Below are 14,101 nucleotides of genomic sequence, written 5' to 3'. Positions count from 1 at the left end.
AAGGGGGAGTTATGGCTCTATTTAGTAAAAAGGATAAGTATATTCGGATCAATCCTAACCGTTCCGTAAGGCAAGCACCACAAGCCAAGCCTGAGGTCCCGGATGAACTCTTCTCCCAGTGTCCTGGTTGTAAACACACCATTTACCAAAAGGATCTTGGGAGCGAACGAATTTGTCCCCATTGTAACTATACTTTCCGTATTTCAGCTCAGGAACGCTTGGATTTGACGATTGATTCTAACAGCTTTTTGGAGATGTTTACGGGTATTGAAACTCAAGATCCATTAAACTTTCCTGGCTATCAGAAAAAACTTGCTACTATGCGTGAAAAGACAGGTTTGGATGAAGCAGTACTAACTGGTACAGCTAGCATCAAGGAACAAAAAGTTGCCCTTGGGATCATGGATTCAAACTTTATCATGGCATCTATGGGAACCGTTGTGGGTGAAAAAATCACGCGCTTGTTTGAGTATGCGACGGTAAAAAACTTGCCAGTCGTACTCTTCACAGCTTCTGGTGGAGCTCGTATGCAAGAAGGGATCATGAGCTTGATGCAGATGGCTAAGATTTCTGCGGCAGTTCAACGTCATTCCAAGGCCGGACTTTTTTACCTGACTATTTTAACCGATCCGACAACAGGTGGGGTGACCGCTTCTTTTGCTATGGAAGGTGATATTATCCTAGCGGAGCCACAGAGTTTGGTTGGTTTTGCTGGGCGTCGTGTTATCGAAAATACAGTTCGTGAGACCTTGCCGGATGCCTTCCAAAAGGCAGAATTTCTGCTTGAACATGGATTTGTTGATGCAATTGTCAAACGGAGAGAATTGCCTGAAACAATTGCTAAATTAGTAAGATTGCATGGAGGAAGTCGCGGATGAATATTGCAAAAATAGTCAGAGAGGCACGCGAGCAGAGTCGCTTGACCGCACTTGATTTTGCCAATGGAATCTTTGATGAATTTATCGAATTGCATGGAGACCGCTCTTTTCGTGATGATGGTGCGGTCATTGGTGGAATTGGCTGGTTAGGTGATCAAGCAGTAACTGTCCTTGGTATCCAAAAGGGGAAGAGTCTTCATGACAACCTCAAACGAAATTTTGGGCAACCTCATCCAGAAGGTTATCGTAAGGCCTTGCGCCTGATGAAACAGGCAGAAAAGTTTGGCCGTCCAGTTGTGACCTTTATCAATACGGCGGGTGCTTACCCAGGTGTTGGAGCAGAGGAACGTGGACAAGGTGAAGCAATTGCCCGAAACCTGATGGAAATGAGTGACCTCAAGGTTCCAATCATCGCGATTATTATCGGTGAAGGTGGATCTGGTGGGGCCCTAGCTCTAACCGTAGCTAACCGTGTCTGGATGTTAGAAAACTCAATCTACGCAGTACTTAGCCCTGAAGGATTTGCCTCTATCCTTTGGAAGGATGGAAGTCGTGCTATGGAAGCAGCAGAGTTGATGAAAATCACTTCGCATGAACTTCTAGAAATGGGAATTGTAGACAAGGTAATCTCAGAGGCAGGGCTGTCAAGTAAAGAACTGCTAGGATGCGTTAAAAATGAATTGCGTGCAGAACTAGATAGGTTGCAAGAACTACCACTCGACCAACTTATTGAAGAACGTTACAAACGCTTTAGAAAATACTAAGATAATTTAAAAGCTAGAACAATTTGTTCTAGCTATTTTGATAATAGAGCATAGATAAACATGAATGCTCTAGATAAATAAGAAAAACAATCAATAGTATATCCTCTATATTGCCCTTATAGAGAGTTTATCATTAGGAGAGAAAGAATGAAAAAGACAATACATTTAGGAATCTGTATGATTTTAATGTTCCTGTACATTTATTTAACGCCATTAGGAGCTATAACTCTAGCTAGGACCTTTGGTTTAGGAATGGACAGCTATATAATCTTCCTAGTTGGAGAAGTGTTGCTTATTTTCTTTCTATTCGTTTTGTGGTTGAAAAAGAAGAAGATGCTCGCTATCTTAGAGAAAAAGGGTTGGCACTGGTCCTATCTCGCTTTCTTGGTGGCTTGCTTTCTTATCTATTCTTTTTTAAATGGATTTAGAATGCAGAATATTCGATTGATTGACCATAACTTTATTTTCCAAGACCTTCTTTCAGAACTTTACTTAAACGGAAGAGAAACGACTCTATCAAGTCTTATATTTTTAATCTTTAACATTTCAATTGTACCTGTTGTTGAGGAGACAATCTATAGGGGTTATTTTATGAATACCTTCTTTCCGAAGTCGGAGTTTTATTTGGATGTGATCTTGTCTTCTTTCATCTTTGGGCTCAGTCACTTGGTTCTATCCCATCGTGATCCCATCAGTCTCATCATTTATAGTATTCTTGGTCTTCTATTTGCAGTCGCTTATCGAGTTACGGGTAGTCTTCGATTTACCATTGTTTGTCATAGTTTCTATAATATTATTCCCTATGCTCCGTCGATTTTATATTTATTATTTGATTTTTAGATAGTAGGAGGCAAAGAAAAAATTGTTTGATATCTGTCAAACAATTTTTTCTAATTTAATGGGAAGATAGAGAAATCTCTTTTATCAATTTCTTATTTCTCAATGAGTAAAGCTACCATTCAGGACGAAAAATTAACAGTTGAGGAGACGAATAGCACACTGGTAAAAAATGATTTATAATAGATATAGAAGTTTGTAACGTTTAAATGATTTTCAAACTTGAAAGGAAATTAGAAATCTAAATTACGGGAATAAGTTATATAGCGGAACAAGAAGTTAATGAAGTTTGTAAAAATGAAAAAACTAGCGCATTTGGGAGTCTATACATCACTGGTATTTCTATCGGTTTATCTACCAGAGTTAGGGATTATGCATTTAACTAAGTTTTTAGGATGGGGGATAGATGGCTATTCTATCTTTTTAACAGTTGAAGTAATAGCTCTTTTGCTAATATTTATCTACTGGCTCAAAAAGAAAAAGATGCTCTATATTTTTGAAAAAAAGGGCTCGAAGAAGTCAAGATTATTTTACCTTGTAGTTGGTCTAGTGGCTACTTATTTTGATCGTCAATTGGTGGATGCTTTTCAGTTACAGTTTCATCACCTAATTGATAACAAGTATATCTTTCAAGACCTTCTTTCGATTCTATACTCCAATGGGCAACCAACTTTTCTATCAACTATTCTCAGTTTTAGTTTAACAGTAATCGTCGGACCTATATTAGAGGAACTGATTCATAGAGGGTACTTTATGAATACCTTCTTTCCCCAGTCCAAGTACTATCTGGATGTTATCCTATCTGCTCTTATCTTTGGACTTAGTCATTTGATCCTAACTCACCGAGATCCTATCAGTTTGATTATTTATAGTTTAGGCGGTCTTTTCTATGCCCTTGTCTACCGTTGGACAAAGAACTTAAAAATTACCATCCTGTGCCATAGTTTTTTCAACTTACTTATTTATGTAAAACCCATCTGGATTTTTGTTTATAATTATATCTATTATCATTTTTTTAGATAGTAGGAGGCAAAGAAAAAAGTGTTTGATAATTGTCAAACACTTTTTCTAATTACTGTTCTTCTGTTACAAACTGGCTGAGCAGTCCATTGATAAAACGGGCAGATTTTTGATCTGAGAAATCCTTTGCAAGCTCGATAGCTTCGTTAACAGCAACCAACTGAGGGGTGTCAAATGAAGTGATTTCAAAGACTCCCAAGCGAAGGAGATTTCTCTCCACGAGTGTTAAACGCTCGATGGTCCAACCTGCTTTTAAATGCTGTGTGATTTGCTTGTCTAGTTCTTCCTTTTTAGCTTGAACACCAGAAACTAGCTCTGTCAAAAAGGCTGGAAGTTGCACATCAGTATCTTCACAATCATGAGTATAGGCGAAACGACAAGCAGTTTCGACATCCGTACCGAACTCAAGACTCATGAGAGCTTGAAAAGCGCATTTACGGAGTTGGCGTCTAGATTCTAATAGTGGACTAGTCATTGAGGAAGTCCTCGTCAAATAGATCTGTCAATTCTGGTTTTGGTGTTTTATCTGGAACGATACCTACAACGTGAATATTGATAGCAGCGAGTTCTACATCAGCCATATTACGGACGGCATCTTTGACAGCTTTCTGGATAGCAACCGCTACCTTAGGGACTTTTACTCCGTACTCTAGGTAGAGGTAGATATCAGCTGTGAGTTCTTCGTCCACGTTTTTTAGATAAACGCCACGGCCGAGTGAGAGTTTTGAGAGGGTATCAGATACTGATTTGTTTGAAAAAGAGTGAACACCCTCTACTTTTGCAGTAGCAATAGCAATGATTTTTTCAAGTACACGTGGGGCGATAACGATTTCGCCAAGTTGTTCTTCAATTCCCATAGAATGACCTCTTTCTAGAGATTAGGCACGAGAAACGTAAGTTCCTTCTGCAGTGTTGATAACGAGTTTTTGTCCTGCTTCGATGAAGTCTGGAACGTTTACAACAAGTCCAGTTTCCATCGTTGCTGGTTTACCAGAACCTGTAACAGTAGCACCTTTGATAGATGGTTGAGTTTCTGCAACTGTCAATTCGACAGTAGTAGGAACGGTAACACCGATCACTTCAGTTCCGTAGAATTGGATCTTCACATCAGAGTTTTCAAGGATGTAAAGCAATTCGTTTTCAACGTTGACTACAGGGATTTCGTATTGGTCGTAAGTTTCTGTATTCATGAAGTAGGCTGTGTCATCCATTTTGTACAAGTATTGAGCTGGAACAGTCTCGATGATGGCTTGTTCAAATTTTTCCTCTGGACGGTAGCTTGTGTCAAATGTAGAACCAGTACGGACATCACGCAATTTCATACGCATGATGGTGTTTCCTTTACCTGGTTTGTGGTGGCTAGCTTCCAAAACGCGGATCAATTTTCCGTCAGCTGTTTCAAAGGTCATACCAGCCTTTAATTTACTTGCTTCAATCATGTTTTTACCTCTTTAATAAAATAATTTACTCTTTATTGTACCATAAAAGACGACATTACTCAAATGTCAGAAGGTGCTTGATTAGTTGACTGGTACGATATTTCCATCTTCGTCTTTGGTGACGAGAACGTATTTCCCATCAACTTCGATATAAAAATTCTTGCTAGTAGCTTGCCCAGTATTTTGAGCAGGCGCTTGATTTTGGGCTTGTTGGCTAAGTTGACCACCTAGAGTTTGGCCAAGATTCATTCCCATAAACATGTTCATCCCATTACCATTCCCTTCATTTGCGGCTGCGGCAATGAGAGCTTCGTTACGAGCACGGCGTTCTTCGATTTCAATCGTGTTGTACTTCATTGCCACGAGCTCACTATCAAGCTTGCGAACGATATCAAGACTTTCTTGGTCGTAGCTGAGGTCTTCAAGCAAGATATTAGTTGCTTCAATTCCGTAGAGACCTGTCCAAACCTTGTTGACTTCTTGTTTAGCGAGTTCGTTAAAGGTATCTTGATTGGCATTGAGGCTATAGATATCAACCTTGTTTTCGTTGGTATATTTGGCGATGGCAATCGCAATTTTCGGTGCAATATTTTGACGGAGCGTTCCTTGAGCTATATCTTGGAGAGTGAATGGCTGTCCGTCAGTAATTTGACGGCTAACAGAACTAACGTAGAAGAGGACTGGGTCAGCAATTTTTACATCAAACAAGCCATAGAAACGGATGTTGAGCAGTTGTTGGTAACGTTCGCTGAAGTATTCGACCGCATTTTGTGTGCCGAACTTATTACCCGCGATGGGTTGCATGCGGATAAAGATAATTTCCTGTTGGGTGATGACTTGTCCACCGAAAGAGAAGCGGTTTTTAAAGTTTTCCCAAGTGCCTTTTAAACCACCTTTTTCAAGGAGCCAGGCATTATCACCAGCTTGCCATTCGTGGTTACCAGCTTCAAGGACCTCACCAAGAAAGGTACCATTGTTTACCAAAACTGCGGTATAGCCTTGAGGAACGATAACTACACTGCCGTCCGACAAGAGGCCTGTGTTTTGATTGCTGTGACGAGAACGTCCATCTGGGTCTTTAGTGAGTAATTGCCCCTTGATTGCCAAGGCATCGCCAGAGACATTATCTGGAAGGACAATGGCTTCCTTGAATTTACTATCATTAAAACTATTTAAGCCTGCTGATAAGGCTGCACGTATAAATCCCATAATTCCTCCTAATTATAAAGCTCGTCTTCATCCACAACATCGTAGGTATCGAGTACCCATTGGTTTGGACTGCGAGAGAGATTGGCACCACAGTAGTCGCACTCGCTAACTGCAGAGATTTTCAATGGGGCGCCACAGTTTGGACAGTGGTCGCTCACAACTTGGTCTGGATTAACTGCCTGCGTTTGGCTACCGTGTTGACGGATAAAGTTCAATTGATACACGGTGAAGAGATCTTTTTTAGGATCTCCTTCAATGACACGGCGAGTCTCATCGTCAATGACATAGTCCCGCAAGGTAGACGATAGGATTACTATTAAGATATCGTTTCCGTCAGGATTTTCAATGAACTCCTTAATGCGAACATTTTCGATACAAACTTTCTCTAAAACATTGGTTGTCTTAGCTCGGATATGATCTTCTAATTGCGTGCTGTGCTGTGAATAGAGACTAGTACTTTCTAGCGCACGGACTGAATTCCAATTTTTCTCAGTCCAGGCAACCTGCAATTTAAGGTAAACTTCCTTAACCCAAGAAATGAAGGCATCAGCGTCAAAGTTTGGATCCCCATATTTCACACGACTAATGGCCAGTGTGTTGTGTTCAACTCGACGATGGAGCGTTTGATAATCATTATTAGTGTAGGTTGAACTCGAATCTCCAGACTTATTCTGCAAGGATTTGACGATAACAACTAGTATGATTCCCCCGACTAATATGAACATAAATCCTAGATAAGGAGAGCTAGTAGAACTGTCAGAGGATGAGCCGTATCCAGAGCGGTAATAGTGGTAGGATGAGCCGCCAGAACGACTTCCACCTCCACTTGAGCGACTGCTACTTCTAGAGCTACTTCTGGAGCTACTACGACTGCTGCTACCACTTCTGGAATGTCCGACACCCGCATCAACGATTTGAGGCATGACAAGAAAAACAAGTAATAAGCAGGTCATTAAAAGAGCGTAAAACTTTTTCATGTGTCTCCTAACTATATGATTGAAAAGGTAGAATTCTGAATTCGAATGATTATTAAACTATTTAATAACCTTTAAAAATTATCTAAGATATACTAGGCCTTATTTACTAGCATTTAGCTTCTTTATGGAATGGCGCTCAATGAGCCATCCCACAATCCATCCTATTGCTAGCAAGTAATTTTCAAAAGCATCGATAGCATTTACAGGAGAGTGATACTCCATATAATTGAGTAAGTGATTTGTTCCTATTCCAATTCCTCCAATAATGAGAGCAAGAAGTGCGATTCGTAGATAGAACCAATCGTATTTAATATTGACAGCGAGAATAATAATCAATACGGCTAAATTCCATATTCCAATTTCTCGTTGCCAACCAGCAGATATTCCATACCCGGAGTGGCTTCCCATGTATGATGGAAAGAAAATTTGTAGTATAGAAGCGCCTAACATAGCGATGATGACTAAGACAAATAGCAATCGTAAAAATTTGTTCATTCATTCCCCTTGTCTCATTCTCGTTTTAAACGTAGAAAAAAGTGTATAAAGAGTAAATTACTCACTTTCTTTCAACTTCGCCAATTCCTGTGCAAGCAGTTTAAGGGCAACTTGTGGGTTGGCTTGGCCTTTGGTTGCCTTCATAAGGAATCCTGTGAAGGCCTTGTCTGCGTTGCGTTTGCCTGACTTGAAGTCGGCAACGGCAGCTTCGTTATCGGCAAAGACTTGGTGAATGATCGGAATCAGAACATCTGGATCAGAGATTTGCACCAAGCCTGCTTTTTCCACGTATTCACGCGCGCCACCGCCATTTTTAGCCAGGTGGACAAAGACTTTTTTGGCAATCTTAGATGAGATAGTGCCGTCTTCGATGATAGCAATCATTTCAACCAAGTTTTCTGGTGTCAATTCGATTTGTTCCAGTGTCTTGCCTTCAGCGTTCAAGAATTGAGCGACTTCACCTTGGAGCCAGTTAGAGACCTGTTTGGCATCGCCACCGAGGGCAACAGCTTTTTCAAAGAAGTCAGAAGTGACTTTGTTTGCAGTCAACTGGCTTGCATCGTAGTCTGACAAGCCAAGGTCAGCCACGTAGCGCGCACGGCGTTCTTTTGGAAACTCTGGCAACTCTGTACGCATTTCTTCGATCCACTCATCTGAAATTTCAAAGAGAGGTAGGTCTGGTTCTGGGAAGTAGCGGTAGTCTGCAGCACCTTCCTTGACACGCATGAGAATGGTTGCTTTGTTCGCTTCATCGTAACGGCGTGTTTCTTGGCGAATTTGACCACCTGAACGAAGGATTTCGGCTTGACGTTGGACTTCGTATTCAAGACCTTTGCGAACATTTGAGAAGGAATTCAAGTTCTTCAACTCAGTCTTGGTACCGAATTTCTCTTGACCATAAGGACGAAGAGAGATGTTGGCATCCACGCGCATAGAACCTTCTTCCATCTTAACGTCAGAAATGCCAGCGTACTGGATGACTTCCTTGAGGGCTGTCAGATAAGCGTAGGCTTCTTCAGGAGAACGCATGTCAGCTTCAGATACAATCTCAATCAATGGCACCCCTTGGCGGTTGAGGTCTACATAAGAGTAGCCATCTGTACCGTGGGTGTTTTTACCAGCGTCTTCCTCTAGGTGAGCACGTTCGATACCGATTTTCTTAGTTGTGCCGTCTTCTAGCTCGACTTCAATCCAGCCGTTGTAGCCGATTGGTTCATCAAACTGAGAAATTTGGTAGGCTTTTGGATTATCAGGGTAGAAATAGTTCTTGCGGTCAAAGTGCATGTGCTTGTGGATGTCCATGTTGAGGGCAAGAGCAGCCTTGATACCAGCATCAACAACACCTTTATTGAGAACTGGCAGAACTCCTGGGAAAGACCAGTCAATTACGTTGGTATTGGCATTTTGGTCATTTCCAAAGTGGGCAGATGTAGGTGAGAAGATTTTTGAATTGGTGTTGAGCTCTACGTGGACTTCAAGTCCAATGACTGTTTCAAAGTTCATTAGTTATCACCTCCAAAAATCACGGGTTGTTGTTTGTGGTAGTCTGTTGTTGCTTCAAAGGCAGCAGCAGCTTGGTAAATGGTTTCTTCTGAGTATTTAGGACCAATTAATTGGAGACCGACAGGGAGACCTTGAGCAAATCCAGCAGGAATCGAAATTCCTGGGAGACCTGCCAAGTTGACAGGGATGGTCAAAAGGTCAGCCAAGTACATGGCAACTGGGTCGTGGTTGAGTGAGTCCAAGTCATAAGCAACACTTGGAGCAGTTGGTCCCAAAATCAACTCATAATCCGCAAAGACTTTTTCGAAATCTTGGATGATGAGGGTACGGACCTGTCCAGCCTTCTTGTAGTAGGCATCGTAGTAACCTGATGATAGACTGAAAGTACCCAGCATGATACGGCGTTTAACCTCTTCACCGAAACCTTGGCTACGGCTGTTTACATAGATTTCATCAAGGTTGCTTGCATCTTCTGCGCGGTAGCCGTAACGGATACCGTCAAAACGTTGCAAGTTTGAGGATGCTTCTGATGAAGCAATAATGTAGTAAACGGCAACACCGTATTTAGAGTGAGGAAGGCTGACTTCTTCGACGATGGCACCAAGTTTTTCAAAGTGTTTAGCGGCATTCAGAATGGTTTCCTTAACCTCTGGGTCAATCCCTTCACCAAGGTATTCCTTAGGCAAAGCAATTTTCATTCCCTTGATGTCTTGACCAATTTTTGAAGTAAAGTCGGCAATGCGGACAGGAGCAGAAGTAGAGTCTTTAGCATCTTCGCTGGCAATAGCATTGAGCAAGAGGGCATTTTCTTTAACAGTTGGTGCAAAAGGTCCAATCTGGTCTAATGAGCTACCGAAGGCAATGAGACCGAAACGAGAAACTGTTCCGTAGGTTGGTTTGAGACCAACAATCCCGTTGAAGGCGGCAGGTTGGCGGATGGAACCACCAGTATCAGAACCAAGTGACAAGCGGACTTGCCCAGAAGCTACAGCTGCGGCAGAACCGCTTGATGAACCACCAGGAACCTTGCTGTGGTCCCAAGCATTTTTAGTGGCACCATAGTGGGAAGTCTCACCTGATCCACCCATGGCAAACTCGTCCATGTTGGTTTTCCCAACAACAATCATACCCTTAGCTTTGGCATTGGCAACGGCTGTCGCATCAAAGATAGGCTCGTAGTTGTAGAGCATTTTTGAGGCTGCGGTTGTGAGGATACCGTCGGTAGAGATATTATCCTTAACAGCGAGCGGAATTCCTGAAAGAACATTGTCAGCGTCAATTCCAGCTTCGTCAATGGCTTTAGCTTGAGCAAGGGCTTGCTCTTCAGCGATTGTGACAAAAGCATTGATTGCTGTCTCGCGAGACTTGATATCTTCAAGCGTTGCTTGGGTCAATTCAGTTGCAGAAATTTCCTTAGAGACAAGGAGGTTGTGCAAGTCTTCAATCGTTTTGTTATTAAAAGTCATTAGGCATCTCCTCCATCGTCTAGGATAGCTGGTACCTTGATATAGTAGTTTTCTTTTTCGGGTACATTTTTAAACAAGCGGTCACGGTCTGTTCCTTCTTCGGCCACATCAGGGCGGAGTACAGTCTTGCGGTCTGCCATGGTCGTAGTAGGTGCGACACCAGTTGTGTCAACTTCGCCCAGCAACTCAACCATGTCAACAATTTTAGACAAGGTTGTCGCAAAGGCAGCAGTTTCTTCTTCAGAGAATTTTAATTTTGAAAGATTGGCAACGTGTGTTACCTCTTCTTGCGTAATTTTCATCTTGCATCCTTTCGTGAAATGATGATTTTTAGTCTGTTCTATTTTACCATATTTTCCTATAAATAAGGGAGCCAAACTGAAAAGAAATAGAAATTGAAAAATCGCTTTTAATTCGCTATAATGGTTAAACTAGAGAATAGAGAAAATAAGAGTTAGGATAGAAATATGTTCCATCAATTTATCACCAGATCTCAAACGGTTCCTCCTCCCATTTCGCTCTTTTGGTATGGGATTATGATGCTCCTATTAGTGCTTTGTATTTATGGAGCACTTGCTTATCACAAAAATCCGAAATTTGTTCGCTTGTTTAAGGGAATTCAGATTCTCCAGTTGCTAGCCCTATATAGCTGGTATGTTGGCTTTGGGATTCCATTTTCTAATAGCCTTCCATTTTATCATTGCCGTTTGGCTATGTTTGCGGTGGTTTTCTTGCCAGATAAATGGCGGAGCAAGCAATATTTTGCCCTCTTAGGAGCAAGTGGAGCGGTCTTTGCATTGGTTTACCCCGTTTTTGACCCCTATGATTTCCCCCATATCACCAGTTTTTCATTTTTGATTGGGCACTATGCCCTTCTAGTGAATTCCTTGGTTTACTTGATGAATCACTATGATAAGAGCCTACTAAAGAAATATATGATTGTAGCCTATACCTTTATCCTCAATCTCTTTCTAGTTGGGGTTAATCAGGTGACGGGTGGAAATTATGGTCTCTTAAGAGATACACCGTTTATCTCGAATGCCCCTCTATGGTTAAAATACCTTCTTGTGTCCGTCATCCTTTCGCTGGCTCTTGTTCTCTTTGATATCTTGTTCAAGAAACGGTGGAAAAAGAGAAATCAGGTGCAATCTATACTCTAGCTTGCCTTTTCATCGGATGAGCAATTGAAAAACTTCCAAAAATCCGATATAATGGAGAGTCGAAAGGAATAGTAAAATCCAATGTAAACATCATTCTTAGCTACTAAAACAACTAAAAATAGAAAATCAAAGAAAGAGAACTTATGACTATTCAAGAAGAAATCAAGAAACGCCGTACCTTTGCCATCATCTCCCACCCGGACGCCGGGAAAACAACTATCACTGAGCAGTTGCTCTACTTTGGGGGTGAGATTCGTGAGGCTGGTACCGTAAAAGGTAAGAAAACAGGGACTTTTGCCAAGTCTGACTGGATGGATATTGAGAAACAACGTGGGATTTCGGTCACGTCATCTGTTATGCAGTTTGACTATGATGGTAAGCGTGTTAATATCCTAGACACACCAGGGCACGAGGACTTCTCAGAAGATACCTATCGGACCTTGATGGCGGTGGATGCTGCGGTCATGGTCGTCGATTCTGCCAAGGGTATCGAGGCCCAAACCAAGAAATTGTTTGAGGTTGTCAAACACCGTGGGATTCCAGTCTTTACCTTTATGAACAAGCTGGACCGTGACGGCCGTGAACCACTGGACCTCTTGCAAGAACTAGAAGAAGTCCTAGGTATTGCCAGCTATCCGATGAACTGGCCAATCGGGATGGGGAAAGCCTTTGAAGGGCTCTATGACCTCTATAACCAACGCTTGGAACTCTATAAAGGGGATGAGCGTTTTGCCAGTATAGAAGATGGGGACCAGCTCTTTGGAAGCAATCCTTTCTACGCTCAGGTTAAGGACGACATCGAACTGTTGCAAGAAGCAGGAAATGAGTTTTCAGAAGAAGCTATTCTTGCAGGTGATTTGACTCCGGTATTTTTTGGATCAGCCTTGACTAACTTTGGGGTGCAGACCTTCCTTGAGACCTTCCTTAAGTTTGCCCCTGAACCACATGGACACAAGAAAACAGATGGCGAAATTGTCGATCCTTACGATAAGGATTTCTCAGGATTTGTCTTTAAAATCCAAGCCAACATGGACCCTCGACACCGTGACCGCATCGCCTTTGTCCGTATCGTATCGGGCGAATTTGAGCGTGGCATGAGTGTCAATCTCCCTCGTACTGGTAAAGGTGCCAAACTGTCTAATGTTACCCAGTTTATGGCGGAAAGTCGTGAGAATGTGACTAATGCCGTGGCTGGAGATATCATCGGGGTTTATGATACGGGTACCTATCAAGTTGGAGACACCTTGACGGTTGGAAAAAATAAGTTTGAATTTGAACCATTGCCAACCTTTACTCCTGAGATTTTCATGAAGGTTTCGCCTAAGAATGTCATGAAGCAAAAATCCTTCCACAAGGGAATGGAGCAGTTGGTACAAGAAGGAGCCATCCAACTTTATAAGAATTACCAAACAGGCGAGTACATGTTGGGTGCTGTCGGCCAACTCCAGTTCGAAGTCTTCAAGCACCGTATGGAAGGTGAGTACAACGCTGAAGTTGTCATGACTCCAATGGGTAAGAAGACAGTTCGTTGGATCAAGCCTGAGGACTTGGATGAGCGGATGTCCTCAAGCCGCAATATCTTGGCCAAGGACCGCTTCGACCAACCAGTCTTCCTCTTTGAAAATGACTTTGCCCTCCGCTGGTTTGCGGATAAGTATCCAGATGTGGAGTTGGAGGAAAAGATGTAACTCAGCACCAACAATTGGAACTAAAGTTCCTAATTGTTGGACGCTAGTCGCTATTTTGCGAACTAGCTAACTGCCTTACTAACTACGTTTGGCAAATAGAATCGATTTGCCAAACTCCGTGTCGTAGATTACGACTACTAATCAGTATGGCATTTTACTTAAATGCTTCGTAAGAAAATCCCACGAATGGATTCGATCCGTGGGATTTTTGCGTCGTAATAGATAGAAAACGGTAACTGTCTTACTAGCTCATCAGCGAAAATAATCGTTTTCGCCTCTTTGTGTCTACTAATCAGTATGGCATTTTACTTACATGCTTCGTAAGAAAAGTCCTCGAATGTTTTTGATTCGTGGATTTTTTGTTGGAAAGGATAGAAAGTTACCTCAGCTACCGGCCTCATTGATTCATTTGTGAAACTGCTTTTAAATACTCTACTCCTAAAAGTCTGTGGATGCTATTGATTCATGGGCTTTTTCTATATTTTGAATAAAAATTAATTCCCTGAGTAATTGGAACTGTTTTCTCAATTTTTAAAGCATTTCGAATTGGTTAAAACAAATAAAATATATTAACAAAGTAATTAAATGAAGATTATATTGAAAAAACAGAATAGATTTGAAATAAAGTTATTTTTGAAATCATTTTCTTTTCTTAAGGATGTGTT

15 protein-coding genes are annotated in these 14,101 nt (G+C 41.6%); 6 read left to right on the top strand and 9 right to left on the bottom strand.

What is annotated here, in order from left to right:
- Nucleotides 1–11: 11 nt before the first annotated feature.
- The 4 genes from accD (at nt 12) to ACLV7H_RS08075 (ending at nt 3,502) form a co-directional block, all read left to right on the top strand.
- On the top strand, nt 12–878 hold the full coding sequence (accD, locus tag ACLV7H_RS08090) for an acetyl-CoA carboxylase, carboxyltransferase subunit beta (protein ID WP_411866883.1): 867 nt from the start codon (nt 12–14) through the stop codon (nt 876–878).
- On the top strand, nt 875–1,642 hold the full coding sequence (locus ACLV7H_RS08085) for an acetyl-CoA carboxylase carboxyl transferase subunit alpha (RefSeq protein WP_411866882.1): 768 nt from the start codon (nt 875–877) through the stop codon (nt 1,640–1,642). The genes accD and ACLV7H_RS08085 overlap by 4 nt, the downstream gene beginning before the upstream one ends.
- Nucleotides 1,643–1,789: 147 nt before the next feature.
- A complete protein-coding gene (locus ACLV7H_RS08080; RefSeq protein WP_411866881.1) occupies nt 1,790–2,482 on the top strand; it encodes a lysostaphin resistance A-like protein in 693 nt (230 codons plus the stop codon).
- A 294-nt stretch (nt 2,483–2,776) separates the two neighbouring features.
- A complete protein-coding gene (locus tag ACLV7H_RS08075; protein ID WP_411867080.1) occupies nt 2,777–3,502 on the top strand; it encodes a lysostaphin resistance A-like protein in 726 nt (241 codons plus the stop codon).
- A 49-nt stretch (nt 3,503–3,551) separates the two neighbouring features.
- Here the strand turns inward: ACLV7H_RS08075 and nusB are convergent, their stop codons facing one another.
- The 9 genes from nusB to gatC form a co-directional block, all read right to left on the bottom strand.
- A complete protein-coding gene (gene nusB, locus ACLV7H_RS08070) occupies nt 3,552–3,974 on the bottom strand; it encodes a transcription antitermination factor NusB (protein WP_411866880.1) in 423 nt (140 codons plus the stop codon).
- A complete protein-coding gene (locus ACLV7H_RS08065) occupies nt 3,967–4,356 on the bottom strand; it encodes an Asp23/Gls24 family envelope stress response protein (RefSeq protein WP_411866879.1) in 390 nt (129 codons plus the stop codon). The genes nusB and ACLV7H_RS08065 overlap by 8 nt, the downstream gene beginning before the upstream one ends.
- A 21-nt stretch (nt 4,357–4,377) precedes the next feature.
- Entirely contained in the window at nt 4,378–4,938 is a 561-nt protein-coding gene (gene efp / locus ACLV7H_RS08060) for an elongation factor P (RefSeq protein WP_000568640.1), read from the bottom strand.
- A gap of 81 nt (nt 4,939–5,019) precedes the next feature.
- Nucleotides 5,020–6,147 carry an SPFH domain-containing protein gene (locus tag ACLV7H_RS08055; protein WP_411866878.1) on the bottom strand — a complete coding sequence of 376 codons (1,128 nt, stop codon included), beginning with the start codon at nt 6,145–6,147 and terminating at the stop codon, nt 5,020–5,022.
- Between the two features lie 8 nt (nt 6,148–6,155).
- Nucleotides 6,156–7,124 carry a zinc-ribbon domain-containing transport protein gene (locus ACLV7H_RS08050; protein WP_411866877.1) on the bottom strand — a complete coding sequence of 323 codons (969 nt, stop codon included), beginning with the start codon at nt 7,122–7,124 and terminating at the stop codon, nt 6,156–6,158.
- A gap of 99 nt (nt 7,125–7,223) precedes the next feature.
- Nucleotides 7,224–7,619, bottom strand: coding sequence for a hypothetical protein (locus ACLV7H_RS08045; protein ID WP_411866876.1), 396 nt, complete (start codon nt 7,617–7,619; stop codon nt 7,224–7,226).
- Nucleotides 7,620–7,676: 57 nt separating this feature from the next.
- Nucleotides 7,677–9,122 carry an Asp-tRNA(Asn)/Glu-tRNA(Gln) amidotransferase subunit GatB gene (gene gatB, locus ACLV7H_RS08040; RefSeq protein WP_411866875.1) on the bottom strand — a complete coding sequence of 482 codons (1,446 nt, stop codon included), beginning with the start codon at nt 9,120–9,122 and terminating at the stop codon, nt 7,677–7,679.
- Complete coding sequence (gene gatA, locus ACLV7H_RS08035) at nt 9,122–10,588, bottom strand: Asp-tRNA(Asn)/Glu-tRNA(Gln) amidotransferase subunit GatA (RefSeq protein WP_411866874.1); 1,467 nt, start codon at nt 10,586–10,588, stop codon at nt 9,122–9,124. Before gatA ends, gatB begins: the two co-directional genes overlap by 1 nt.
- Nucleotides 10,588–10,890: an Asp-tRNA(Asn)/Glu-tRNA(Gln) amidotransferase subunit GatC gene (gatC, locus tag ACLV7H_RS08030; RefSeq protein WP_000705412.1), complete on the bottom strand. Its 303-nt coding sequence runs from the start codon at nt 10,888–10,890 to the stop codon at nt 10,588–10,590. The genes gatA and gatC overlap by 1 nt, the downstream gene beginning before the upstream one ends.
- A gap of 165 nt (nt 10,891–11,055) precedes the next feature.
- Between gatC and ACLV7H_RS08025 the strand changes: the two genes are divergently transcribed.
- Together ACLV7H_RS08025 and ACLV7H_RS08020 are read left to right on the top strand one after the other, a co-directional pair.
- Nucleotides 11,056–11,748, top strand: coding sequence for a TIGR02206 family membrane protein (locus tag ACLV7H_RS08025; RefSeq protein ID WP_411866873.1), 693 nt, complete (start codon nt 11,056–11,058; stop codon nt 11,746–11,748).
- 143 nt (nt 11,749–11,891) lie between these two features.
- The gene (locus ACLV7H_RS08020; RefSeq protein ID WP_411866872.1) at nt 11,892–13,436 is read left to right on the top strand and encodes a peptide chain release factor 3; all 1,545 of its coding nucleotides are present in this window, start codon (nt 11,892–11,894) and stop codon (nt 13,434–13,436) included.
- The last annotated feature ends 665 nt before the right edge of the window (nt 13,437–14,101 follow it).

This window comes from Streptococcus oralis (assembly GCF_965111685.1).
Classification (GTDB): Bacteria; Bacillota; Bacilli; order Lactobacillales; family Streptococcaceae; genus Streptococcus; species Streptococcus oralis_B.
Note: the sequence above shows the minus strand (reverse complement) of the source record. Positions and strands in the feature narration are given on the sequence as shown.

What these genes read in the sequence shown, in the direction of transcription:
- ACLV7H_RS08025 (WP_411866873.1), top strand. Translation starts at nt 11,056, where the DNA reads ATGTTCCATCAATTTATCACCAGATCTCAAACGGTTCCTCCTCCCATT.
- ACLV7H_RS08055 (WP_411866878.1), bottom strand. Translation starts at nt 6,147, where the DNA reads ATGGGATTTATACGTGCAGCCTTATCAGCAGGCTTAAATAGTTTTAAT.
- ACLV7H_RS08080 (WP_411866881.1), top strand. Translation starts at nt 1,790, where the DNA reads ATGAAAAAGACAATACATTTAGGAATCTGTATGATTTTAATGTTCCTG.
- ACLV7H_RS08045 (WP_411866876.1), bottom strand. Translation starts at nt 7,619, where the DNA reads ATGAACAAATTTTTACGATTGCTATTTGTCTTAGTCATCATCGCTATG.
- ACLV7H_RS08050 (WP_411866877.1), bottom strand. Translation starts at nt 7,124, where the DNA reads ATGAAAAAGTTTTACGCTCTTTTAATGACCTGCTTATTACTTGTTTTT.
- ACLV7H_RS08065 (WP_411866879.1), bottom strand. Translation starts at nt 4,356, where the DNA reads ATGGGAATTGAAGAACAACTTGGCGAAATCGTTATCGCCCCACGTGTA.
- accD (WP_411866883.1), top strand. Translation starts at nt 12, where the DNA reads ATGGCTCTATTTAGTAAAAAGGATAAGTATATTCGGATCAATCCTAAC.
- gatC (WP_000705412.1), bottom strand. Translation starts at nt 10,890, where the DNA reads ATGAAAATTACGCAAGAAGAGGTAACACACGTTGCCAATCTTTCAAAA.
- ACLV7H_RS08020 (WP_411866872.1), top strand. Translation starts at nt 11,892, where the DNA reads ATGACTATTCAAGAAGAAATCAAGAAACGCCGTACCTTTGCCATCATC.
- ACLV7H_RS08085 (WP_411866882.1), top strand. Translation starts at nt 875, where the DNA reads ATGAATATTGCAAAAATAGTCAGAGAGGCACGCGAGCAGAGTCGCTTG.
- nusB (WP_411866880.1), bottom strand. Translation starts at nt 3,974, where the DNA reads ATGACTAGTCCACTATTAGAATCTAGACGCCAACTCCGTAAATGCGCT.
- gatB (WP_411866875.1), bottom strand. Translation starts at nt 9,122, where the DNA reads ATGAACTTTGAAACAGTCATTGGACTTGAAGTCCACGTAGAGCTCAAC.
- ACLV7H_RS08075 (WP_411867080.1), top strand. Translation starts at nt 2,777, where the DNA reads ATGAAAAAACTAGCGCATTTGGGAGTCTATACATCACTGGTATTTCTA.
- gatA (WP_411866874.1), bottom strand. Translation starts at nt 10,588, where the DNA reads ATGACTTTTAATAACAAAACGATTGAAGACTTGCACAACCTCCTTGTC.
- efp (WP_000568640.1), bottom strand. Translation starts at nt 4,938, where the DNA reads ATGATTGAAGCAAGTAAATTAAAGGCTGGTATGACCTTTGAAACAGCT.